This is a genomic window from Salinicola sp. NYA28a (assembly GCF_976982775.1).
Window position 1 is genome coordinate 3,713,745 of sequence record NZ_OZ334582.1, and the last position, 21,476, is coordinate 3,735,220.

Below are 21,476 nucleotides of genomic sequence, written 5' to 3' on the forward strand. Positions count from 1 at the left end.
AGCCGAATCAACCGGTGCTATAAATCGAAACCAAAGGAATACTGTTTAACCAGGGTATAAAAAGCAATCGCGCTAACGGTTCGCTATCGAAGCAACGGGAATAGCGGACGATTCCGAATCCGCGGCTCTGCCGCCGTTTCCCTGTCGATCGAGGAAAGTCATATGCCGAGGCTGATGCACCGCCGCTGGATGCTCCTGGTGACCGCCGCGCTGGCGTTGCTGTCGATGTCGCTGCCCGCCAGCGCGCAGGACACCGGGCAAGACGCGGGCCAGGGCAAGTTCAAGGCCGTGACCACCTTCACGGTAATCGCGGACATGGCGCAGAACGTGGCCGGGGACGCGGCCATCGTCGAGTCGATCACGCGGCCGGGCGCCGAGATCCACAATTACGCGCCGACCCCGCGCGACATCCTCCGCGCCCAGGATGCGGACATGATCCTGTGGAACGGGCTCGATCTGGAACGCTGGTTCGAACGCTTCTTCCGCAATCTCAGCGATGTCCCGAGCGTCGTCGTGTCTGATGGCATCGAGCCGATCGGCATCGCCGAGGGCCCGTATGACGGCAAGCCCAACCCGCATGCGTGGATGTCGCCGACGAGCGCGTTGGTCTACGTCGACAACATCCGCGATGCATTCGTCGAACACGACCCCGCCCATGCCGCGATCTACCGCAACAACGCCGAGCGCTACAAGCACGAGATCGAAGCCGCCGTCGCGCCCATCCGCGAGTCGCTGGCGCGGATCCCGGAGAAGGATCGCTGGCTGGTGACGAGCGAAGGCGCGTTCTCCTATCTGGCGCGGGATTTCGGCCTGCGCGAACGCTATCTGTGGCCGATCAACGCCGATCAGCAAGGCACGCCACAGCAGGTTCGCGAGGTCATCGATGTGATCCGCGCCAACGACATTCCGGCGATCTTCAGCGAGAGCACCGTCTCCGACAAGCCGGCGCAGCAGGTCGCCCGCGAGACCGGCATTCGTTATGGCGGCGTGCTCTACGTCGACTCGCTCAGCGAACCCGACGGCCCGGTGCCGACCTATATCGACCTGCTGCGCGTCACTTCGGAGACGATCGTGAAAGGCCTGACCCGAGGGGCTTCGTCATGACGAGACATGCCGACACGACGGCCGAGACGACGATCACCAGCCCCGAGCAGACATCCGTCGATCGTGAAAAGGCCGGCGCCGGCATCCGCGTCGTCGATGCCGCCGTGACCTACCGCAACGGTCATACCGCGCTGCGCGATACCAGCTTCGAGATCCCCACTGGCACGATCACCGCGCTGGTGGGCGTGAACGGTTCCGGCAAGTCGACGCTGTTCAAGGCGATCATGGGCTTCGTGCGCCTGGCTCGGGGCGAGATACGCGTGCTGGGCCTGCCAGCGCGTGAAGCACTCAAGCGTAACCTGATCGCCTACGTGCCGCAGTCGGAAGAGGTCGACTGGAACTTCCCGGTGCTGGTAGAGGACGTGGTGATGATGGGGCGCTACGGCCACATGGGGATGCTGCGGATCCCCAAACTCGCCGACCACGAGGCGGTCGCCACCGCGCTGGCACGCGTCAACATGAGCGAGTTCCGCCAGCGCCAGATCGGCGAGCTCTCCGGCGGCCAGAAGAAGCGCGTCTTCCTGGCCCGCGCGCTGGCCCAGGATAGCCGGGTGATCCTGCTCGACGAGCCGTTCACCGGCGTCGACGTCCAGACCGAGGATCAGATCATTCAACTGCTGCGCGAACTGCGCGCCGAGGGCCGCGTGATGCTGGTCTCGACCCACAACCTCGGCTCGGTGCCGGAGTTCTGCGACCGGACGGTGATGATCAAGGGCACGGTACTCGCCTACGGCCCCACCGACGAGATCTTCACCCAGCGCAACCTGGAACGTGCCTTCGGCGGCGTGCTGCGCCATTTCGTGCTCGATCAATCCCAGCCGACCGGCGCGTCACCCCACGCCGTGGGCGTGTTCACCGACGACGAGCGACCGCTGGTGCTGCAGAACGGCATCGCCGCGCGACGCCAAGGCGGCGAGGGAGGCCCCCGCTGATGGAAGCCCTGCTCATGCCTTCCGGCCTGCTGCTGGAGCCCTTCGGCTATGGCTACATGCGCAACGCCATGTGGGTGTCGGCGCTGGTCGGCGGCGTCTGCGCGTTTCTCTCCTGCTACCTGATGCTCAAGGGCTGGTCGCTGATCGGCGATGCGCTATCGCATTCGATCGTGCCCGGTGTCGCCGGCGCCTACATGCTGGGGCTGCCGTTTTCGCTCGGCGCCTTCCTTGCCGGCGGGCTCGCCTCGGCGGCGATGCTGTTTCTCAATCAGCGCAGCAAGCTGAAAGAAGACGTCATCATCGGGCTGATCTTCTCCTCGTTCTTCGGCCTGGGGCTGTTCATGGTGTCGCTGTCGCCAACCTCGGTGAACATCCAGACCATCGTGCTCGGCAACATCCTGGCGATCACGCCCGCCGACACGCTGCAACTGGTGGCGATCGGCGTGGCGTCGCTGGTCATCCTGCTGGCCAAGTGGAAGGATCTGATGGTGACATTCTTCGACGAGAGCCACGCCCGCTCGATCGGACTCAACCCCACCGCGCTCAAGATCCTGTTCTTTACCCTGCTGGCGGCATCGACCGTCGCGGCCCTGCAGACGGTAGGCGCCTTTCTGGTAATCTGCATGGTCATCACCCCGGGAGCCACGGCCTACCTGCTGAGCGACCGCTTCCCGCGGCTGCTGATCATCGCGGTAGCGATCGGCACGCTGACCAGCTTCGTCGGCGCCTACGCCAGCTATTTTCTCGACGGCGCCACCGGCGGCATCATCGTGGTACTGCAGACGACGATCTTCCTCGCCGCATTCGTGTTCGCGCCCAAGCACGGCATGCTGGCGGCAAGACGCCGCGCCGCGGCATCGCTGGCACGGACGCCAGTGGCCGAAGCAACGGAGTCACAATCATGAGCTGGCTCGATACGCTGCTGATGCCGTTCCAGTTCGACTTCATGGTCAATGCCATGATCATCGCCGTGCTGGTCACCGTGCCGATGGCCCTGCTCTCCTGCTTTTTGGTACTCAAGGGCTGGTCGCTGATGGGTGACGCCATCTCCCACGCCGTCTTCCCGGGCGTGGTGATTGCCTATCTCGTCGGCATTCCCTACGCCATCGGCGCCTTCGTCGCCGGCATGTTCTGCGCCGTCGCGACCGGCTTCCTCGAGGAGAACAGCCGGATCAAGCAGGACACGGTGATGGGCATCGTCTACGCCGGCATGTTCGGCGCCGGCCTGGTGCTCTACGTCAAGATCCAGACGACGGTGCACCTCGACCACATCCTGTTCGGCGACATCCTCGGGGTCGGCTGGCGCGATATCGGGGAATCGGCGCTGATCGCCCTGATCACCGTCGGCGTCATCGGCCTGAAGTGGAAGGACTTCCTGCTCCACGCCTTCGACCCGACCCAGGCCCGGGCGGTCGGCCTGCGAACCCGGCTGCTGCACTACGGCCTGCTCTGCCTGATCTCACTGACCATCGTCGGCGCCCTGAAAGCCGCCGGGATCATCCTCGCCATCGCGCTGCTGATCGCGCCCGGCGCCATCGCCTTCCTGCTGGCCCGGCGCTTCGCCACCATGCTGCTGCTCTCGGTGACGCTGTCCGCGGTCGTCGCCTTTCTCGGCGTCTATCTCTCGTTCTTCATCGACAGCGCGCCGGCCCCGACCATCGTGCTGCTGTTCTCGATCGTCTTCGGCATCGCCTTCGTCGTTTCCAGCCGGCGTACGGCGAGAAGGGAGGCGAACGCGGCCGGAGGCTCATGATCGCTTGCTGGCAAATAGCGTCCATTCACGACGACAGCCATGTACCAGACAAGTTACCCCGACATGGCTGCAACCTGAAAAGCCGCTGTGAAAAACAGCGGCACAATGGATCTTTTTTGATATTTAAAGCAGAGAGAATGGCTAACTCTGCTTTGTAAGCGTTTTGGAAAAGAGCTCCCCGGAGATAGCCCAGTCATCCATTTTTACATCATTGAAAATGACGTAGACATACTGCGGGTCGACGTTGCCATGCTGAACGATTGCATCGGTCACGGCTTTGGCAATCGCGGCCTTTCCTTCATCACGCCCTTCGAACATCTGGATATTTACGACAGGCATAGCATTCTCTCCAATGGCAAAATCAATGGTCAAACTCAGGGTGAGTAGGACCTTAGACGTGAAGAGGGTTTTGATAAAGGCATTGCTGGGCGACTCAGAGTGGAACGAAACGCTACAATCGATTGGCGGGCCTGAACGAGTGCCTTTGCGATCAACATTACCGCTTGTGAAACAAACCGAGCAGACTTCTCTTGGTATTATCAAAACTGGACTTACCGATACATAACCACGCCATGCCGAGCCCAGGATCACGAAGCTCAATCAAACGCATTGGATTGCGTCATCGAGAACAGCTCGTCTATCACGAAGCGAACACCCGGCAATAGATATCGTGAGCGCGGCCATATAATGTTCAATTCGATGGGGGCAGGTTCCAGTTCTGGAAGAATTTTGATCAGCTGCCCCCGATCGATCTTGGGGCGCAATAGTGGTTCAGGAAACTGAATGATACCTGCGCCCGCAACGCAGGCGTCGACCATGGCATCGCCGTCGCTTATCTGATGAAAAGGGGTAGGCTTGAACCTGATGTCACGTCCGTTGATATCTTTTACCAGCCAGCTTAGCGGCGCCCCTTTCCGCCACGCCATGATCAACCTGTGTGAGTCCAAGGCTTCCAGGGCTTCTGGGATGCCATGCTTCTCCAGGTATTCCGGAGCGGCACAGATCGCCAGCCTCTGATGGTTGAGTCTTTTGGCAACCAGGTCGGTACTATCTTTCACGATGCCGTAACGGATAGCCAGGTCGAAGCCGGCATCAACAGGATCGATGATCTGGTCGTTGAATGTGATCGTCAGCTTCAGTTGAGGGTGGTGTTCAGCCATCTGCAGCAGAACGGGCATCAGGATCGAACGTCCGAAAAATGCCGGCACATCGATTCGAACGATACCGGCGGGTTCAATCGCCTTCGAATGCAACGCCCTTTCCGCGTCTCGAAGGGTTTCCAGGGCAGTCAAACAGCTCGCCAGATAGGCCTCCCCCTTCGTCGTTAAACTGTTTTTCCGCGTGGTTCGGTGAAAAAGCTGCGCCCCCAACCTCTGCTCCAGCTGGGTAATACTCTTTCCGATAGCCGACTTCGTGATGCCCAGCCGCTCTGCAGCTTCTGTAAAGCTTTGGCTATCTGCCGCGGTGACGAAATGCACGATACCGCGGAAAGAGTCGGGAGAAGGTAGGTCTTGCATCTATGAGCTCTCTGCAGGATGGCGAGCGCCGCCTGTCCGCGGCACTCGACGACACCATCATGGCAGGAGGCTCGCACGCATGACAGCCCCTCACGACGACACCCTGCTCGAACGCCGCCGACGCCTGCTCGGCGCCTCCTATCGGCTGTTCTACGACGAGCCGTTCCATCCGGTACGCGGGCTCTTCGATCGCCATGGCGCGCGCTGGCGGCTTCGCTCGCGGGATGGGCAACGCCCCGCTAGGCTGACCGGGAAGCCGGCGGCCTGTCACTCGGCCCGCCCCAGACCGTCTCAACTCGAGGAACCAGAGATGTCCAACGACGCCCCCGTGGTCATGGTCAGCGGTGCCAATCGCGGCATCGGTGCCGCCATCGCCGAGACCCTTCACGCCGCCGGCTGGCGCGTCAGCCTCGGTTGTCGGACCGAGCCCGCAGAACGTCCGGAGCGCAATGACTGGCTGGTCTGCCACTACGATGCGCTGGATTCGCAGAGCGCCCGGTCCTGGGTCGAGGAGACGGTACGCGTGTTCGGCGGCATCGATGCGCTGGTCAACAACGCCGGCATTCTCAGCCGCGCCTCGGTGCTGGAAGCGGACAGCGACGAATTCGACCGGGTCATGGCGGTCAACGCCAAGGCGCCGATGCTACTGACGCAGCAGGCCTGGCCCCACCTCGTCGCCGCCGAACGCGGCAAGGTGGTGTCGATCGTGTCGCTCTCGGGCAAGCGGGTGCGCTCGGCGGGGTCGGGGCTCTACGCCATGAGCAAGTTCGCGGCACAGGCGTTCGTCCACGGCCTGCGTCACTGCAGTGCGGAGACGCGTGTGCGCGCCACCGCGATCTGCCCCGGTTTCGTCGCCACCGACATGGCCGCTGGCGCCGATATCGATGCCGAGGAGGTCACCCAGCCCGAGGATGTCGCACGCATCGTTCGCCTGCTGCTGGAACTGCCACCATCGGCCAGCATCGCCGAAGTGCCGGTCAACTGGCGGATCGAGGACACGGTCTAGCGTTCGAGAGCGGAAAGCATTGAACGGTGAGGCGGACCGAGAGAAAGGGCGCCAAACAACATCGCATCCGAATACATCACGCCCCGTATCGCAGCAGCGATACGGGGCGTGGTCGATGCGATCAGCGCGGCGCTCGAAGGCGTTGTTACCGGCTCATTCGAACAGCTGCTTGAGCGTATGCGGCTGGCTGCGCAGATACTGCTTCGGCGCGTGGACGCTGGCGCCGAGCCTGGCGGCGGCGTGCCACGGCCAGCGCGGATCGTAGAGCATGCCGCGTGCCAAGGCGACGGCGTCCGCCTCGCCGCTGAAGACGATACCTTCGGCCTGCTCCGGCTCGGTAATCAATCCCACCGCGATCACCGGCATGGCGACTTCCTGCTTCATGCGGCGCGCGAACGGCACCTGATAGCTGGGGCCGACATCGAGCGCCTGGCGCGGATCGAGACCACCGCCGGAGCAATCGATGAAGCTGCAGCCACGGGCATCGAGCGCACGAGCCAGCGCGACGCTCTGCTCCAGATCCCAGCCGCCTTCGACCCAGTCGCTGCCGGAGATGCGAATGCCCACCGGCTTCTCGCTCGGGAAGACCTCGCGAACGGCATCGAAGATCTCGAGAATCAACCGCATGCGGTTTTCGAGGCTGCCGCCGTACTGGTCGTCTCGCTGGTTGGAGATCGGCGACAGGAACTCGTGCAGCAGATAGCCGTGGGCGGCGTGCAGCTCGATCAGTTCGAAGCCGAGACGGTCGGCGCGCCTGGCCGCGGCAACGAAGTCTGCCTTGAGCCGTTCGATGTCGTCGAGGCTCATCGCCTGCGGCGGACGCTGATCGTCCTGATACGCAACCCCGGACGGTGCCACGGTCTGCCAGCCGCCCTCCTCGAGCCCCAGTTGCGCACCGCCTTCCCACGGTGCCTGGCAGGAGGCCTTGCGGCCGGCGTGGCCGAGCTGGATGCCGATCGGCATCGGCGAGTGGGCACGCACGGACTCGAGCATGCGCGCCATCGCCTGTTCATTGTCGTCCGAATAGAGCCCCACGTCGCCCGGCGTGATCCGCCCTTCCGCCGCGACCGCCGACGCCTCAATCACCAGCAGCCCGGCGCCGGAGAGCGCCAGGTTTCCGAGGTGAATGGTATGCCAGCCGGTCATGTTGCCATGCGTATCGGCGGAGTACTGACACATTGGCGAAATGATGATGCGATTGGAAAGTTCCAGCTCGCCGAGCGTAAGCGGCGTGAAAAGCTTGGGGGATGCCATGAACGCGTTCCTGAGATGAATGATGGCAAAAATGTAGCTGGCTAATAATTGTTTGGCAATGCCTCCCCAGCCGGCAGCCGCGAGAAAATGTCCCGCAGATTCGAGCGGGACCGGCTATTGCCGCCGCCAGGCGGGCCGGAGCAGCAAGGAGCGGGTATCTCAGCCGCGGCCGGCGATGGCGGCGGCCGGCGCGGCTCCCGGATCCTTTTGGGCTTCGAGGTCGTGCAGGGTGGAGGCAACGTGGGCGATGGCACTGACGACGTCGTTGGCCCCGGCGCGAATTCTGTCGATGGCATTGCCCGCTTCCCCCGCCATGCGGACGCCGTTTTCCACGCTGCCCAGACAGGCCTGCATGCCGCCGCTCACCTCCTGGGTGAGGTTGCGCAGGCTGGCGATAGTGGCGGCAATGTCGCGGGTGGCTTGCGAGGTGCGTATCGACAGCTGGCGTACTTCGTGGGACACCACCGCGAAACCCCGACCGTGTTCACCGGCGCGGGCCGCCTCGATGGCAGCGTTGAGCGCCAGCAGGTTGGTCTGCTCGGCGATGTCGCGAATGCTTTCGATCACCGCATTGATGTCGATCGAGCGCTGCGCCAGGGTGTCGAGCTGCTGCGACGTGGTCGCGACCTGACTGGCGATACGACGAATTTCAGTGATGGTCTCGTTGATGATGCGCGAGCCGTCGTTGGCGGAAGTTTCCGTATTCGACGAGATGCGATAGGCCATCCGGGTGCTTTCGTTTTCACGTGTCACGCGGTCGGTGATGTCGGTGGCGAACTTGACCACCTTGTAGAGCCGCCCCTCGACGTCGAAGACCGGGTTGTAGCTCGCTTCGAGCCACAGCGTCCGGCCTTGCTTGTCGAGCCGCTTGAATTGCCCCGTCATGAATTCGCCAGCGTTCAGATGAGCCCAGAAATCGTGGTACTCCTGGCCTGCGGCATAGTCGCGCTCGCAGAAGATCCGATGATGCCTCCCCTGGATTTCGTCGAGTGCATAGCCCACCGTGCCCAGGAAATTGGCGTTGGCGGTGAGGATGTACCCGTCGGGGGTGAACTCGATGATTGCCATGGACCGGTCGATGGCACTGAGCCGGCTGTGCATGTCCTGCTCGTCACGTACCCGCGCGGTAATGTCGATCGCCGTCTTGACCACCCGGATGATCTTGCCGTGTCGATCGATGACCGGGTTGTACGAGGCTTCCAGCCAGAGAACATGGCCGTCGCAAGTCAGGCGTTTGAAGCGTCCGGCAATGAACTCGCCCTGGCGCAGCCGCTCCCAGAAGGTTACGTATTCTTGGCTCGCGACGAGTTCAGGCGCGCAGAGTCGACGATGGTGCTGGCCGATCAGGTCATCGGCACGATAGCCGGTGATATCGAGAAAGTTGGCGTTGGCGGAAAGGATGGTGCCATCGAGAGAGAATTCGATAACGGCCATGGCGCGATGAATCGCGTCAAGCACGGCTTCATGGTGGTGCGGCGAACGAAATAGGGCCATGCCTGCGTTCCTTTTTACGGTTCGCCGAACTCTTTGCGAGTCTTTGGCGGTTCGGTGAGTGCGTGCATGGAATGCCTTATCCTGAGTGCGTTGCCCTTAGTATCGACCGTATTGCCCAAGATTTTAGGCATCGACCGGAGCGGCGCGTGAATCAGCAGGCCAACGCCAGGCAGGCTGGCAGGAAAATCAGCGCAAGCGAGCAATATGTTTGGAAAAAAACAACATCTTTCCCGTACTTTGCTCGGAAACGAACATGAAATGCCGTTATTAGCGAAAGTCGAATGCGCTTTGCGATGGATTTTGCCCACACTGTGACAAAACCATGACACCGAGCGCGGCCTAACGAGACACACAAATCGCGCGGTCGGTGTCGCTTACAACAACCTCCGTCTCAGGAGACGCCGCCATGCTACGCCGCCTCAAACTCTCCAAGTCTCGTTCGCTACATCTTCCCCTCTCGCTCTTGACCACGCTGACGCTCGGCTGCGGCCTTGCCTTCACGGCGCAGGCCGCTGAAGAGTGCCCACAGCGCGGGGATCTCGCGCCGATGTACTGCGATGCCAACGGCGATCTGGTCGCCGACGCGCCGAGCGACGAATCCCAGTATCTCGATCCCGATCCGCTGGTCTTCGCCTACACCCCGGTCGAGGACCCGGCGATCTATGCCGATATCTGGGAACCGTTCATCGAGCATCTGCGCGAGGAGACCGGCAAGGACGTACGCTTCTATGCCGTGCAGTCCAACGCGGCCGAGATCGAAGCGATGCGCAGCGGACGCATTCAGGTTGCCGGTTTCTCCACCGGGCCGACGCCGTTCGCGGTCAATCTCGCCGGCGCGGTGCCCTTCGCGATCATGGGCAGCGACGATGGCGAATTCGGCTACACCCTGCAGGTCTACACCCGCAAGGACAGCGGCATCGACGAGTTGAGCGATCTCAAGGGCAAGCGTGTCGCCCATACCTCGCCCACCTCGAATTCCGGCAATCTGGCACCGCGCGCACTGTTCCCCAAGCAGGGCGTCACCCCGGACGAGGATTACGAAGTGGTCTACTCGGGCTCTCACGATCAATCGATGCTGGGCGTGGTCGCGGGTGACTACGACGCAGCGCCGGTCGCCTCCGAAGTGGTCGATCGCATGGCCGAGCGCGGGCTCTACGACCCGGAAGAGGTCAAGATCGTGTTCGAATCCAAGCGCTTCCCCACCACCTCCTACACCTATGCCCACAACCTCAAGCCCGAACTGATCGACAAGATCAAGAAGGCCTTCTTCAGCTTCGACATGAAAGGGACCGAGCTGGGCGAGGAATTCGACGGTGTGACCAAGTTCGTGCCGGTCACCTATCAGAAGGACTGGGAAGTGATTCGCGACATCCAGGATGCCAACGGCGTCGTCTACTCCCAGGAAAACGTCGAATAATCCGATAAGCGTCGAATAACCCGATAAGCGTCGAATAACCCGACAAGCGTCGAACAGAACCGTCCATCCTGCAGAACAGCCGGACGGCGCCGTCTGACATGAAGGTCGACGGCGCCGTCTCGTCACGAGGATCTTTCATGCTGCGCATTAAGAATCTGGTCAAGCGGTACGGCCATGGCGAGCCGGTGCTGCGCGGGCTCGATCTCGACGTTCCCGGTGAATCGGTAGTCTCTATCATCGGGGCTTCCGGGGCGGGCAAGAGCACCCTGCTGCGCTGCATCAACCGGCTGGTGGAGCCTACGGAAGGCAGCATCGAGCTCAACGGCCTGGAACTCACGCATCTCAAGCGAGAAGAGTTACGCAAGGCGCGCCGGCGTATCGGGATGATCTTCCAGGGCTTCAACCTAGTGGATCGTCTGACGGTGATGGAAAACGTCCAGTGCGGGCGGTTGGGCTACATCTCCTACTGGCGCGCGGCGCTGCGCAAGTATCCGGCGGAGGACATCGAACGCGCCTATCACCTGATGGAACGCGTCGGCATCGCGCATTACGCCAACAAGCGCGCCGACGCGCTCTCCGGCGGCGAGCGCCAGCGTGTCGGCGTGGTACGGGCGCTGATGCAGCAACCGGAAATCCTGCTGGCCGACGAACCCACGGCGTCGCTGGACCCGGTCAGTTCCCGCCAGATCATGGAGCTGCTGCAGAACCTGTCCCAGGAGCTGTCGCTACCGGTGCTGATCAATATCCATAACGTGGCCGAGGCGCGGGAATACACCCAGCGCATCGTCGGCATGCGGTTCGGCAAGTTGATCTTCGATGGCGTCCCGGCCGATCTGGATCAGGAAGCGATGGACGCCGTCTACAGCGGCACGCCGGGCGAGGAGCGCCAGCAGGCCGACGCCGGCCAGACACAGGCGGTCACGTCATGAGCACGAGCGCCGAACGGGGAGCCCCGTCATCGCGCCGGCACTGGCGCAAGCCGCCGTTCATCGCCAACCCGCTGCTGCGTTGGGGTCTGGTCATCGGTGTCGCGATCTATGCCGTGTGGGCGATCTCGATCCTGCCATTCGATCTCGATCGCATCAGCCAGGGCATGACCCGTGCCGCGCGGATCTTCTCCGGCGCGTTCCCGCCCAACTTCGACCGTTACGAGCTATTGATCGACGGCTTTCTCGAGAGCCTGCAGATCGCCATTCTGGCGACGCTGCTGGGCCTCGCGCTGAGCGTGCCCATCGCGTTCATGGCGGCGCGCAACATTGCCGCCAAGCCGATCTATCTGCTGGGCCGAGCGATCATCATCGTGGCACGCAGCTTTCACCCGGTGATCGTGGCGATCCTGTTCGTCAAGGCCGTCGGCTTCGGCCCGGTGGCCGGCATTCTGACGCTGACGCTCTACTCGATCGGCTTCGTCGCCAAGATGCTGGCCGAGCGCATCGAGGAGATCGACTGGGGTCAGGTGGAAGCGCTGCGCGCCAGCGGCACACGCTATATCAGCGTGCTGCAGTTCGCCGTGCTGCCACAGATCATGCCGCGCCAGATCGGCCTCGGCATCTATCAGCTCGACAGCAATCTGCGCGCCTCGGCAGTGGTCGGCATCGTCGGCGCTGGCGGTATCGGCTCCACGCTGATGAATGCCTTCGGCCGCTACGATTACGACTTTGCGCTGGCGATCACGATGGTGATCATCGGCGTGATTCTGGTCAGTGAAGCGGTCAGCGGTCGGATCAGGAGGAACATCGGATGACCATGCGAACGACCCCGACCGTTGCCGAACGCACCTGGGCGCGCTATACCCCGCAACAACGCTGGAAGCGCTTCGTCACACTGCTGGTGGTGGTTGCCGCCGTAGTCTGGGCAGTGGAGAGTATCGATATCATCTGGCCTTGGGTGTGGGATGCTCCCGCCCAGGTCGGCGATCTGTTCTCACGCATGGTGCCGCCGGACGTGAGCCGACTCGACGCCATCCTGTGGGCATTGGTGGAGACGCTCAACATCGCCACCATTGCGACGTTCGCCGCGGTCTTGCTGTCGTTGCCGATCGCCTACATCGCCGCCCAGAATACGACGCCCAACCGTTTCACGCTGTGGCTGGGCCGTTTCATTCTGGTCTCGAGCCGATCGGTCAACACGCTGATCTGGGCGCTGCTGTTCGTGGCGATCTTCGGCCCCGGCGTGCTGGCCGGGATCATCGCGATCATGTTCCGGTCGATCGGCTTTCTCGGCAAGTTGCTGGGCGAAGCGATCGAGGAGATCGACCGCCGCCCGGTGGAGGCGCTGGAAGCGACCGGCGCGTCGCGGGCCAAGGTGGTGCTTTACGCCATCGTGCCGCAGGTGATTCCTACCTTCTTCGCGGTCAGCATCCTGCGCTGGGACATCAACCTGCGTGAGTCGACCGTGCTGGGTCTGGTCGGCGCCGGTGGCATCGGCGTGATTCTACAGGGCGCCATCGACACCCTGGCCTGGCAGACCGTGGCGACCATCCTGCTCGCGATCATCGTGCTGGTCATCCTGGGCGAGGCCTTGGCGGCCTGGCTACGCAAGAAGGTCATCTGATCGCGCGACGGACGATCGATCATCGGCATCAGCCCGGCGGCGGCTGGGCAGATTCGCCTCGTTTGATTCGCTTCAACCAGCGCTGCTTGGCGTACTTGCGCAGGTTATGCACGTTGTCGGTCTCGTCGACGATATCCTGCCCCAGGATCGTCTCGATCACGTCTTCCATGGTGATCAGTCCCACCCAGTTGCCGTGGTCGTCGTAGACCACCCGCAGATGGTTGTGGTCCTTGAGCATCGCGGTGAAGACGTGTTCGACGCTATCGGCTTCATCGACGATAGCCACTGGATGCATCAGCGATTTCAGCGTCTCTCCGTCCTCGGCGTGGTAGGTATCGGCCTTGTGCACGTAACCCAGCGCATCCTCGGCGCCATCCATGACCGGAAAGCGCGTGAACTGGGTCTTGCCGTAACGCTGATCGAACTCGGCCACGGTCATGTCGGGCGTTACCGTCTCGCACACCGTCCGCGGCGTCATCACGCTCTTCACCGGGATCTCGTGCAGGTTGAGAATGTTGGTGATGGTGCGGGTCTCGTCCGGGTCCAGCGCTTTCTCGTCGAGCCCGATACGCGCCAGCGCCTTGATCTCGCCGCGCATGTCGACATCGTTCTCGTTCTTGGCGATACGGTTGGTGATCATCTCGGAGAGCCAGATGAACGGCAGCAGCGTGCGCACCATGATGTTCAGGATACGCGGCAGCAGCGGCGCCAGCGCTCGCCAGTAAGTTGCGCCAATGGTCTTGGGAATGATCTCCGAGAACACCAGAATGCCGAACGTCATCAGCGCCGAGGCGATCGCCACATGGGCGTCGCCGAACACGATCGACACCTGCGCGCCGACGCCGGTGGCACCAACGGTGTGCGCGATGGTGTTGAGCGTCAGAATCGCCGCCAGCGGGCGGTCGATGTTGGACTTGAGCTTGTTGAGCTTGTCGTGGAGCTTGGGGCGGGAGTCCTTGAGCTGCGCGATATAACTTGGCGTCAGCGAAAGCAGCGCGGCCTCCAGCACCGAACAGACAAAGGAGAAACCGATCGAGAGAACGACGAATGCCGTCAGCAGAAACATGGGGGGTCGCTATATGACTAATGAGGACTCTTTATCCTGACTTGGCGCGCTACTGTCAATGATCCGGAATACATAAAGCCGCCAGCGCCGGTTGGACGCTGGCGGCGGCCAGCCTCAGTGACCGAACTTCTCGTTCTCGCCGACATTCGGCTGGTGGTCTTTCTTCACGTTGGCCTTGGCGAATTCATAGAGCTGGAACGTCTTGCTCTCCCGCGACTGCCAGTGTTCGCCGAAGTGGATGTCGATCTCCATCATGGTGAGGTCCGGATCCTCCTTGCCGCCGGTAAACCAGGCTGCCACGAACGGATTCCAGTATTTCTCGATCAGCTCGGGATCGTGATTAAGGCGTGCCGTGCCTGACATCGAGACATAAATGCCGTCATCCTGGTCCGAAAAGGAAATACAGACATCCTGATCGGCCCGAGCCTCGAACGTCTTCTCCGCGCTGCGTCGCGTATAGAACCAGAGCTTGCCATCGTAGGCATCCTGCACCAGATGCATGGGGCGGGAGCGCGGCACGCCATCGTCGAGGGTCACCAACATGCCGACCTTGATCTTTTCGATCAGCTTCCAGATCTTCTGTTTGTGTTCGGGACTGGACATCGTTGCCTCCTTGCCAATGTTGCCCTGACCGGGCTCTTATCACGCCATCCGGGCGTGAGCGTCTTGCCGTTTCTGCACTACCTTCCAGCTTTCCAGCACCGTCGCCGCGCTCTGTCGGTGACGACAACGGCAATGGCGACTTCCTGCAGCCTAGTCGCGGCTTTCCGGCGGGGCAAACCGCCGCTATTCGTCTCGAAGCCTGACGTTATACTAGTGGCGAATCGCGGTTTCCGCGCCATCACTATTCGCCTCCGAACAAGACGTTGACCATGCCCCCGACTCGCCCCTTCTCTCTCGATCACGCCAGCCTGCTGGACGAACTGGCGGCTACCGACAACCTGTTGATCATCCAGGATCTCGACGGGGTCTGCATGGGGCTGGTCGGCGACCCGCTGACCCGACGCCTGGAACGCCGTTACCTCGATGCCGCGCGCCAGCTCGACGGCCACTTCTTCGTGTTGACCAACGGCGAGCACATCGGCTCGCGCGGGGTGAACGGCATCGTCGAGGCGTTGTTCGAGACGCCCGACCGCGCCGGCGAACAGGGTCGCTATCTACCGGGCCTGGCGGCCGGCGGGGTACAGTGGCAGGACCGCTTCGGCAGCGTCAGCCATCCCGGCGTCACCGACGCCGAACTGGCGTTCCTCGAGGCGTTTCCCGCCCAGGCCGAGGATTTTCTCGACGCGCTGCTGTCCCGGCCGCCTTACGACCTGCCGGCCGACGTGCGGCGCGACCTGATCGCCGCCGCGGTGCTCGACAACCTGGCGTCGCCGACACTCAATCTCAACGTCTTCTACCGTCATTGGCGGGAGACTCCCGCGCGCTATCGAGCGCTGCAGATCGCCGTTGCCGACTTCATGCGCGAACGCCTGGAAGCCGCCAGTCTGGCCGGCCTCGACGACGCCTTTTTCATCCACTATGCCCCCAATGCCGGCCGGGACGCGCAAGGCAACGAGCGCCTGCGGGAGAGCGTCGACGATGACAACGATGGCGGCAACGCCGGCACCACCGACTTCCAGCTGATGTTGCGTGGCGCCGTCAAGGAAGTCGGCGTGCTGGTCATACTCAACCGCTACTACCATCGCCATACCGGTCACTACCCGCTGGGCGAAACCTTCAACGCCCGGGAAGCGCCCCGTGACCACGCCGCGCTGCTGCAGTTGGCTCGCGAGCATTTCGATCCCGCCCTGATGCCGCGTATCGTCGGTGTCGGGGATACCGTGACCTCGTTCATCCAGCCGGGCAACCCGCAGGCCGAGCGCCAGCGCGGCGGCAGCGATCGCGGCTTCCTGACCCTGGTCCAGCAGCTGGGAGACGCGTTCGACAGCGGCAACCGGGTGCTCTACGTCGACAGCAGCGGCGGCGAAGTGCGGCGCGCCGGGGTGGATATCGAGCGGCTGTCACGCCATGCCGAGGATCCGGACATCGATGTCTGGCCGGCGCTGGAAGGGATCAGCGATGCCGACGATCCGCTGCGTCTGGACGTGATCTTCCCCGGCGGCCACATCCAGTACATCGATTTCTTCTGCGCGCTGGCCGAACGTCGGGCAAGGCACGGCCCCGCAACCGGCGCCGAACGGTTATGATGGCTGAACGGCGACATACAACACATCAATAAGGAACCTCGAAGAATGCCACTCGAAACACAATCCTACTCCGACGTAAAACTCTACATCGATGGCGAATGGCGCGAAGGCCAGGATGGCCGCCAGATCGATGTGGTCAATCCGGCTACCGGCGAGGTGATCGGCCGGGTCGCACACGCCACCACCGCCGATCTCGACGCGGCCCTGGCCGCCACCGAACGTGGCTTCCAGGTCTGGCGCGCCACTTCCGCGTTCGAGCGCTACAAGATCATGCGCAAGGCGGCCGAACTGCTGCGCGAACGCGCCGATGGCATCGCACGGCTGATGACCCAGGAACAGGGCAAGCCGCTGGCCGAGGCACGCGGTGAAACCCTGGCCGCCGCCGATACCATCGACTGGCTGGCGGAAGAAGGCCGCCGAACCTACGGGCGCATCGTGCCGGCGCGGGCAGCCGGCGTCGAGCAGCGTGTCGTCCGCCAGCCGGTCGGCCCGGTCGCGGCCTTCACGCCGTGGAACTTCCCGATCAACCAGGTGGTGCGCAAGCTCTCCTCGGCGCTCGCCACCGGCTGTTCGATCATCGTCAAGGCGCCGGAAGAGACGCCCGCCTCTCCGGCCGAGCTGATTCGCGCCTTCGCCGATGCCGGCGTACCGGCCGGCGTCATCGGTCTGGTCTACGGCGTACCGGCGGAAATCTCCAGCTACCTGATTCCGCATCCAACGATCCGCAAGGTCACCTTCACCGGTTCCACCCCCGTCGGCAAGCAACTGGCCGCCATGGCCGGCGAGCACATGAAGCTCGCCACCATGGAACTGGGCGGCCATGCGCCGGCGCTGGTCTTCGACGATGCCGATGTCGAGCAGGCCGCGCGGCTGCTCGCCGGTTCGAAATTCCGCAATGCCGGTCAGGTCTGCGTCTCGCCGACCCGCTTCCTGATTCAACGCGGCGTGTTCGAAACCTTCCTCGAACGCTTCGTCGCCCTGGCCCGCGAGATCAAGGTCGGCAATGGACTCGACCCCGACGTGACCATGGGGCCGCTAGCCAACGAGCGCCGTCGTCCGGCACTGGAAGCCCTGATCGACGATGCCCGCAGCCAGGGCGCGACCGTCCAGCTCGGCGGCAAGGGCTCCGACGGCCCCGGTTATTTCTTCGAACCGACGGTACTGACCGGGCTGACGCCGCAGATGCGTGCCATGAACGAAGAACCGTTCGGCCCATTGGCGCTGCTGGTTCCGTTCGACGACCTGGAAGAGGCACTGGCCGAGGCCAACCGCCTGCCATTCGGGCTGGCCGCCTACGCTTTCACCGCCTCGTCGAAGACCGCCCAGGCGCTCAGCGACCGGCTGGAGGCGGGCATGCTGACCATCAACCATCTGGGTATTGCGCTACCTGAACTTCCCTTCGGCGGCATCAAGGATTCCGGCTACGGCTCCGAAGGCGGCAGCGAAGCGCTGGAAGCCTATCTCACCACCAAGCTGGTCACCCATATGGGGTGATTGGCATGACGTGATGGGTAGGGTTTGAAACGCAAAAAAGAGCGGGCTGCATGCGCAGCCCGCTCTTGCTATTCCTTAAGGGTCGACTCGTCGCTGGATCTAGCCCGCCAGCACCTGATCGACCAGCGCCTTGGCCTCTTCCTGAATCCGCTTGAGATGCTCCTTGCCTTCGAAGCTTTCGGCGTAGATCTTGTAGACATCCTCGGTGCCGGAGGGGCGCGCGGCGAACCAGCCCGCCTCGGTAACCACCTTGAGCCCGCCGATGGCGGCGCCGTTGCCAGGCGCTTCGGTCAGCTTGCGGGTGATCGGATGGCCGGCGAGCGTATCGGCGGTGACCTGTTCCGGCGAGAGCTTGCCAAGCTTGGCCTTCTGCTCGCGGTTGGCCGGGGCGTCCACGCGCTCGTAGACCGGCGCGCCGAAACGTTCGGTGAGGGCCTGATAGCGCTCGCCCGGGTCCTTACCGGTCACGGCGGTGATCTCGGCGGCCAATAGACCGAGAATGATGCCATCCTTGTCGGTGGACCAGGGCTTGCCGTCCCGCGTCAGGAACGAGGCGCCGGCGGATTCCTCGCCGCCGAAGCCGAGAGTGCCTTCGATCAGGCCATCGACGAACCACTTGAAGCCCACCGGCACCTCGACCACGTCCCGGCCCAGGCCTTCGGCGACGTAATCGATCATCGACGACGACACCAGCGTCTTGCCGATGGCGGCCTTGTCGCTCCAGTCCGGACGATGGGTGAAGAGATACTCGATGGCGACGGCCAGATAGTGGTTGGGATTCAGAAGCCCGGTCGAGCGCGCGACGATACCGTGGCGATCGTGGTCGGTGTCGCAGGCAAACGAGACGTCGAAGCGATCCTTGTTCTCGATCAGCCCGGCCATTGCATGGGGCGACGAGCAGTCCATGCGGATCTTGCCGTCCCAGTCGACGCGCATGAAGCGGAAGGTCGGGTCGACGGTGGTGGAGATCACTTCCAGCGGCAGATCGTAGCGCTTGGCGATACGCGGCCAGTAGTGCACGCCGGCGCCGCCCAGCGGATCGACGCCGAACTTGAGCCCGGAATCGCGAATCGCGGCCATATCGATGACCTTGTCCAACCCGCTGACATAGCTGTCGATGAAATCGAAGCGCTGGGTGGTCGGTGCCTGCAGCGCTTCGGCGTAGCTGACGCGGCGAACGCTCTCGAGCCCGCCGGCGAGTAGCTCGTTGGCGCGCTCCTGAATCCACTTGGTGACATTGGTGTCGGCGGGGCCGCCGTTGGTGGGGTTGTACTTGAAGCCGCCATCCACCGGCGGGTTATGCGACGGCGTGATCACGATGCCGTCAGCCAGACCGCTGGTGCGCCCCTGGTTGTAGACCAGGATGGCGTTGGAGATTGCCGGCGTCGGCGTGTAACCGACCTCACCGCCGGTCTCCTCGCAGCCGGCATCGATCCGCGTCTCGACGTCGTTGGCCGCCAGCACTTCCAGCGCGGAGACGAATGCCGGCTCGGACAGCGCATGCGTATCCATGCCGATGAACAACGGCCCATCGATCCCCTGGGCCTCGCGGTACTCGCAGATCGCCTGGGTCGTCGCCAGGATGTGCCACTCGTTGAAGCTCGTCTTCAGCGACGAGCCGCGATGGCCCGAAGTGCCGAAGGCGACCTGCTGCCCGGGGTCGCTGGCGTCCGGGCGTTCGCTGTAATAGCGCGACACCAGACGCGGCAGGTTGGCGAGACTGTGTTCGTCGGGCAAGCGTCCTGCTTGGGGATCGATACTCATCGTCGGTTCCTTTCGATGGTCCTTGGGGCGGATTGCTTATAGCAGACCATCATCCCTGCCCGACAAGCAAGATGAGCTCACCCATCCTCCCGACCGAATCCCGGCCAAGACCCCGGCACCGCCGGCCGGGCTGCCGATGCTTTCACGTTTTACTGACAGGTTGCCGCTATGGCGTCGCGACCGACCGACGCCTCCGGCCGCGTCCTGACCGCCACCAGGATCAGCGCCGCAGCGGCCAGCAGCAGTGTGCCGGCCGTCGCACAGACGCCCAGGACCCCGCTGATATCGAACATGACGCCGCCGACGGCAGCGCCCAGCGCGATCGCCAGCTGGATCGAGGCCACGATGAGGCCGCCGCCGCTTTCGGCTTCGTCCGGCACGACACGGGTGATCCAGGTCGACCAGGCGACCGGCACCGCGCCGAAGACGAAGCCCCATACCGCCACCATGATGGCGTCGGTGCCCATCGAGAAACCGCCCAGCGTGGCCAGCAACCAGCCCATTACGCCCATGAGCAGCGGCATCAGCAATAGCGTCAGTCTCAGGCTGCGCTCGAGCAGGAATCCCGCGACCAGCGTGCCGACGAAGTTCGCCACGCCGAACGCCAGCAGCACATGACGGCGATCGAGCCGCTGGGTCACTGCCGTCACCAGCAATCCTGAAAGCAGTGCCACGATCGCCGTTACGGTAACGGCCTGCCCGGTTTGCCCCTCGCTGATCGCGAGCGACTCCGCCATCGGCGTCAGCAGGCTGGCCGGCAAAAATTCCGCCATCACTAGGCTGAACACGCCCATCGTCAGCGAGAATACGGCGATCCAGCGCGAGGGCTCTGGCGCCGTCTGAGTCAAGTGTCGAGGTTCTTGCGTCGTCATTTCGAGATTTCCGATCAAGACTTGGGATGACGCCTAGACTAAAGTAGCATCTCAAGACCCTCTATCACTAAAGCTCCGACATGTTTGACCAAAAGTCCGAAAATGGGGCCAGCGTCGGCGTCGACGCCAGCTCCAGCGAATGGATCAACGAGCTGCTTCTCGGCATGCGACTGTCCGGAGTGAGCTATCGGCGCGTCCAGATCGCGCCGCCCTTCGGCATTCGTTTCGATACCGACGTCCGCTGCGCGCAATTCCACTTCGTCGCCCAAGGGCCGGTCCTGCTGCGGCTCGGCGACAGCGAGCAGGTGCTGGCATCCGGCGATGCCGTACTGCTCCCGCGGGGCGGCCGCCACGATCTGCTCTCCTCGCCGGAGGTGCAGAGCCGCGATATCGAGCAGATCGAGGCGCTGCCACTGTGCGAGGACTTCAGCTGCGTCGACGAATGTGCCGACAGGCTCGACGGCGCGCCGCCGGCTCGCCTGTTCAGCGGCTGCATGCAGTTCGACTTGGGGGGCATGCAGCCGCTGATGACGCTGATGCCAGGAGTGATGCATGTCGGCACGCTGCTCTCGCGCTATCCGGAGATGCTGCCGATGCTGGAGGCAATGGCGCGCGAAGCGAGTCTCGAACGCGCCGGTGCCGCCGGTATTCTCTCGCGGCTGGCCGATGTGGTGGCCGCCAGCATCGTACGAGGCTGGGTCGAGTGTGACTGTGCCGATATTGGCGGCTGGGTCGAGGCGCTGCGCGATCCGCGTCTGGGCAAGGTCATCGCCGCCGTCCACCGCGAGCCCGGCCGCGACTGGACGGTCGCCGCCATGGCAGCGGAGATGGGCAGCTCCCGCTCGGTATTCGCCGAACGATTCCGCCACTCGCTGGGCGTGTCGCCGCTCGGCTATGTCACCCAACTGCGCATGCGCCTGGCCACGCAATGGATCGCCGAGCGGCAGCTATCGATCGAGCAGGTCGCCGAACGGCTCGGCTACGGCTCCCAGGCCGCCTTCAGCCGCGCCTTCAAGCGCGCCACGGGCAGGACGCCGGGCGCGGTGCGCAGCCATTGAGGG

Annotated in this window: 20 protein-coding genes; 12 read left to right on the forward strand and 8 right to left on the reverse strand. The window is 63.4% G+C overall.

The genetic code is table 11. From position 1 onward, the window contains the following. Window positions 1-162: 162 nt before the first annotated feature. The 4 genes from ACWHY3_RS16710 to ACWHY3_RS16725 are packed head-to-tail and all read left to right on the forward strand — an operon-like array spanning window position 163 to window position 3,789. A complete protein-coding gene (locus ACWHY3_RS16710; RefSeq protein ID WP_448127038.1) occupies window positions 163-1,104 on the forward strand; it encodes a metal ABC transporter substrate-binding protein in 942 nt (313 codons plus the stop codon). Further along, window positions 1,101-2,036: a manganese/iron ABC transporter ATP-binding protein gene (locus tag ACWHY3_RS16715; protein WP_448127039.1), complete on the forward strand. Its 936-nt coding sequence runs from the start codon at window positions 1,101-1,103 to the stop codon at window positions 2,034-2,036. The genes ACWHY3_RS16710 and ACWHY3_RS16715 overlap by 4 nt, the downstream gene beginning before the upstream one ends. Further along, window positions 2,036-2,941 carry a metal ABC transporter permease gene (locus ACWHY3_RS16720; RefSeq protein ID WP_448127040.1) on the forward strand — a complete coding sequence of 302 codons (906 nt, stop codon included), beginning with the start codon at window positions 2,036-2,038 and terminating at the stop codon, window positions 2,939-2,941. Before ACWHY3_RS16715 ends, ACWHY3_RS16720 begins: the two co-directional genes overlap by 1 nt. Next, on the forward strand, window positions 2,938-3,789 hold the full coding sequence (locus ACWHY3_RS16725; RefSeq protein ID WP_448127041.1) for a metal ABC transporter permease: 852 nt from the start codon (window positions 2,938-2,940) through the stop codon (window positions 3,787-3,789). The genes ACWHY3_RS16720 and ACWHY3_RS16725 overlap by 4 nt, the downstream gene beginning before the upstream one ends. Before the next feature lie 141 nt (window positions 3,790-3,930). On the opposite strand, the gene ACWHY3_RS16730 is transcribed toward ACWHY3_RS16725, so the two are convergent. Together ACWHY3_RS16730 and ACWHY3_RS16735 are read right to left on the reverse strand one after the other, a co-directional pair. Continuing rightward, on the reverse strand, window positions 3,931-4,380 hold the full coding sequence (locus ACWHY3_RS16730) for a tautomerase family protein (protein ID WP_303853773.1): 450 nt from the start codon (window positions 4,378-4,380) through the stop codon (window positions 3,931-3,933). Between the two features lie 5 nt (window positions 4,381-4,385). Next, on the reverse strand, window positions 4,386-5,306 hold the full coding sequence (locus ACWHY3_RS16735; protein WP_448127042.1) for a LysR family transcriptional regulator: 921 nt from the start codon (window positions 5,304-5,306) through the stop codon (window positions 4,386-4,388). A 79-nt stretch (window positions 5,307-5,385) separates the two neighbouring features. On the opposite strand from ACWHY3_RS16735, the gene ACWHY3_RS16740 reads away from it, so the two are divergent. Then, window positions 5,386-6,312: an SDR family NAD(P)-dependent oxidoreductase gene (locus tag ACWHY3_RS16740; protein ID WP_448127043.1), complete on the forward strand. Its 927-nt coding sequence runs from the start codon at window positions 5,386-5,388 to the stop codon at window positions 6,310-6,312. A gap of 153 nt (window positions 6,313-6,465) precedes the next feature. Here ACWHY3_RS16740 and ACWHY3_RS16745 read toward each other — a convergent pair whose 3' ends face one another. Together ACWHY3_RS16745 and ACWHY3_RS16750 are read right to left on the reverse strand one after the other, a co-directional pair. Then, window positions 6,466-7,566: an NADH:flavin oxidoreductase/NADH oxidase gene (locus tag ACWHY3_RS16745; RefSeq protein WP_303853736.1), complete on the reverse strand. Its 1,101-nt coding sequence runs from the start codon at window positions 7,564-7,566 to the stop codon at window positions 6,466-6,468. A 159-nt stretch (window positions 7,567-7,725) separates the two neighbouring features. Next, window positions 7,726-9,060, reverse strand: coding sequence for a methyl-accepting chemotaxis protein (locus ACWHY3_RS16750; RefSeq protein WP_087718562.1), 1,335 nt, complete (start codon window positions 9,058-9,060; stop codon window positions 7,726-7,728). 406 nt (window positions 9,061-9,466) lie between these two features. On the opposite strand from ACWHY3_RS16750, the gene phnD reads away from it, so the two are divergent. The 4 genes from phnD to phnE (ACWHY3_RS16770) all read left to right on the forward strand — a co-directional run bounded on the left by phnD (window position 9,467) and on the right by phnE (ACWHY3_RS16770) (window position 13,030). Beyond that, window positions 9,467-10,477, forward strand: coding sequence for a phosphate/phosphite/phosphonate ABC transporter substrate-binding protein (phnD, locus tag ACWHY3_RS16755; protein ID WP_448127044.1), 1,011 nt, complete (start codon window positions 9,467-9,469; stop codon window positions 10,475-10,477). A 137-nt stretch (window positions 10,478-10,614) separates the two neighbouring features. After that, entirely contained in the window at window positions 10,615-11,406 is a 792-nt protein-coding gene (phnC, locus tag ACWHY3_RS16760) for a phosphonate ABC transporter ATP-binding protein (protein ID WP_448127045.1), read from the forward strand. Next, entirely contained in the window at window positions 11,403-12,221 is an 819-nt protein-coding gene (gene phnE, locus ACWHY3_RS16765) for a phosphonate ABC transporter, permease protein PhnE (RefSeq protein WP_448127046.1), read from the forward strand. Before phnC ends, phnE (ACWHY3_RS16765) begins: the two co-directional genes overlap by 4 nt. A gap of 2 nt (window positions 12,222-12,223) precedes the next feature. Then, the gene (gene phnE, locus ACWHY3_RS16770; RefSeq protein ID WP_448128172.1) at window positions 12,224-13,030 is read left to right on the forward strand and encodes a phosphonate ABC transporter, permease protein PhnE; all 807 of its coding nucleotides are present in this window, start codon (window positions 12,224-12,226) and stop codon (window positions 13,028-13,030) included. A gap of 28 nt (window positions 13,031-13,058) precedes the next feature. Here the strand turns inward: phnE (ACWHY3_RS16770) and ACWHY3_RS16775 are convergent, their stop codons facing one another. Then, window positions 13,059-14,096 carry a CNNM domain-containing protein gene (locus tag ACWHY3_RS16775; RefSeq protein ID WP_448127047.1) on the reverse strand — a complete coding sequence of 346 codons (1,038 nt, stop codon included), beginning with the start codon at window positions 14,094-14,096 and terminating at the stop codon, window positions 13,059-13,061. A gap of 114 nt (window positions 14,097-14,210) precedes the next feature. After that, complete coding sequence (locus ACWHY3_RS16780; RefSeq protein WP_303853739.1) at window positions 14,211-14,699, reverse strand: pyridoxamine 5'-phosphate oxidase family protein; 489 nt, start codon at window positions 14,697-14,699, stop codon at window positions 14,211-14,213. A 269-nt stretch (window positions 14,700-14,968) separates the two neighbouring features. On the opposite strand from ACWHY3_RS16780, the gene stpA reads away from it, so the two are divergent. Both stpA and ACWHY3_RS16790 read left to right on the forward strand, forming a co-directional pair. Then, window positions 14,969-16,285, forward strand: coding sequence for a glucosylglycerol 3-phosphatase (gene stpA, locus ACWHY3_RS16785; RefSeq protein WP_448127048.1), 1,317 nt, complete (start codon window positions 14,969-14,971; stop codon window positions 16,283-16,285). A 45-nt stretch (window positions 16,286-16,330) separates the two neighbouring features. Further along, entirely contained in the window at window positions 16,331-17,779 is a 1,449-nt protein-coding gene (locus ACWHY3_RS16790) for an NAD-dependent succinate-semialdehyde dehydrogenase (protein WP_448127049.1), read from the forward strand. A 99-nt stretch (window positions 17,780-17,878) separates the two neighbouring features. Here the strand turns inward: ACWHY3_RS16790 and pgm are convergent, their stop codons facing one another. Then, entirely contained in the window at window positions 17,879-19,543 is a 1,665-nt protein-coding gene (gene pgm, locus ACWHY3_RS16795; protein WP_448127050.1) for a phosphoglucomutase (alpha-D-glucose-1,6-bisphosphate-dependent), read from the reverse strand. 149 nt (window positions 19,544-19,692) lie between these two features. Then, window positions 19,693-20,415, reverse strand: coding sequence for a hypothetical protein (locus ACWHY3_RS16800; RefSeq protein ID WP_448127051.1), 723 nt, complete (start codon window positions 20,413-20,415; stop codon window positions 19,693-19,695). 80 nt (window positions 20,416-20,495) lie between these two features. Between ACWHY3_RS16800 and ACWHY3_RS16805 the strand changes: the two genes are divergently transcribed. Beyond that, complete coding sequence (locus tag ACWHY3_RS16805) at window positions 20,496-21,473, forward strand: AraC family transcriptional regulator (protein WP_303853746.1); 978 nt, start codon at window positions 20,496-20,498, stop codon at window positions 21,471-21,473. The last annotated feature ends 3 nt before the right edge of the window (window positions 21,474-21,476 follow it).

Excerpts from the sequence above, each read along its gene's own strand:
- ACWHY3_RS16735 (WP_448127042.1), bottom strand. The coding sequence starts at position 5,306 with ATGCAAGACCTACCTTCTCCCGACTCTTTCCGCGGTATCGTGCATTTC.
- ACWHY3_RS16750 (WP_087718562.1), bottom strand. The coding sequence starts at position 9,060 with ATGGCCCTATTTCGTTCGCCGCACCACCATGAAGCCGTGCTTGACGCG.
- ACWHY3_RS16710 (WP_448127038.1), top strand. The coding sequence starts at position 163 with ATGCCGAGGCTGATGCACCGCCGCTGGATGCTCCTGGTGACCGCCGCG.
- ACWHY3_RS16740 (WP_448127043.1), top strand. The coding sequence starts at position 5,386 with ATGACAGCCCCTCACGACGACACCCTGCTCGAACGCCGCCGACGCCTG.
- phnE (WP_448128172.1), top strand. The coding sequence starts at position 12,224 with ATGCGAACGACCCCGACCGTTGCCGAACGCACCTGGGCGCGCTATACC.
- ACWHY3_RS16780 (WP_303853739.1), bottom strand. The coding sequence starts at position 14,699 with ATGTCCAGTCCCGAACACAAACAGAAGATCTGGAAGCTGATCGAAAAG.
- ACWHY3_RS16725 (WP_448127041.1), top strand. The coding sequence starts at position 2,938 with ATGAGCTGGCTCGATACGCTGCTGATGCCGTTCCAGTTCGACTTCATG.
- phnE (WP_448127046.1), top strand. The coding sequence starts at position 11,403 with ATGAGCACGAGCGCCGAACGGGGAGCCCCGTCATCGCGCCGGCACTGG.
- ACWHY3_RS16800 (WP_448127051.1), bottom strand. The coding sequence starts at position 20,415 with ATGACGACGCAAGAACCTCGACACTTGACTCAGACGGCGCCAGAGCCC.
- ACWHY3_RS16790 (WP_448127049.1), top strand. The coding sequence starts at position 16,331 with ATGCCACTCGAAACACAATCCTACTCCGACGTAAAACTCTACATCGAT.
- phnC (WP_448127045.1), top strand. The coding sequence starts at position 10,615 with ATGCTGCGCATTAAGAATCTGGTCAAGCGGTACGGCCATGGCGAGCCG.
- ACWHY3_RS16745 (WP_303853736.1), bottom strand. The coding sequence starts at position 7,566 with ATGGCATCCCCCAAGCTTTTCACGCCGCTTACGCTCGGCGAGCTGGAA.
- pgm (WP_448127050.1), bottom strand. The coding sequence starts at position 19,543 with ATGAGTATCGATCCCCAAGCAGGACGCTTGCCCGACGAACACAGTCTC.
- ACWHY3_RS16715 (WP_448127039.1), top strand. The coding sequence starts at position 1,101 with ATGACGAGACATGCCGACACGACGGCCGAGACGACGATCACCAGCCCC.
- ACWHY3_RS16720 (WP_448127040.1), top strand. The coding sequence starts at position 2,036 with ATGGAAGCCCTGCTCATGCCTTCCGGCCTGCTGCTGGAGCCCTTCGGC.
- phnD (WP_448127044.1), top strand. The coding sequence starts at position 9,467 with ATGCTACGCCGCCTCAAACTCTCCAAGTCTCGTTCGCTACATCTTCCC.
- stpA (WP_448127048.1), top strand. The coding sequence starts at position 14,969 with ATGCCCCCGACTCGCCCCTTCTCTCTCGATCACGCCAGCCTGCTGGAC.
- ACWHY3_RS16805 (WP_303853746.1), top strand. The coding sequence starts at position 20,496 with ATGTTTGACCAAAAGTCCGAAAATGGGGCCAGCGTCGGCGTCGACGCC.
- ACWHY3_RS16775 (WP_448127047.1), bottom strand. The coding sequence starts at position 14,096 with ATGTTTCTGCTGACGGCATTCGTCGTTCTCTCGATCGGTTTCTCCTTT.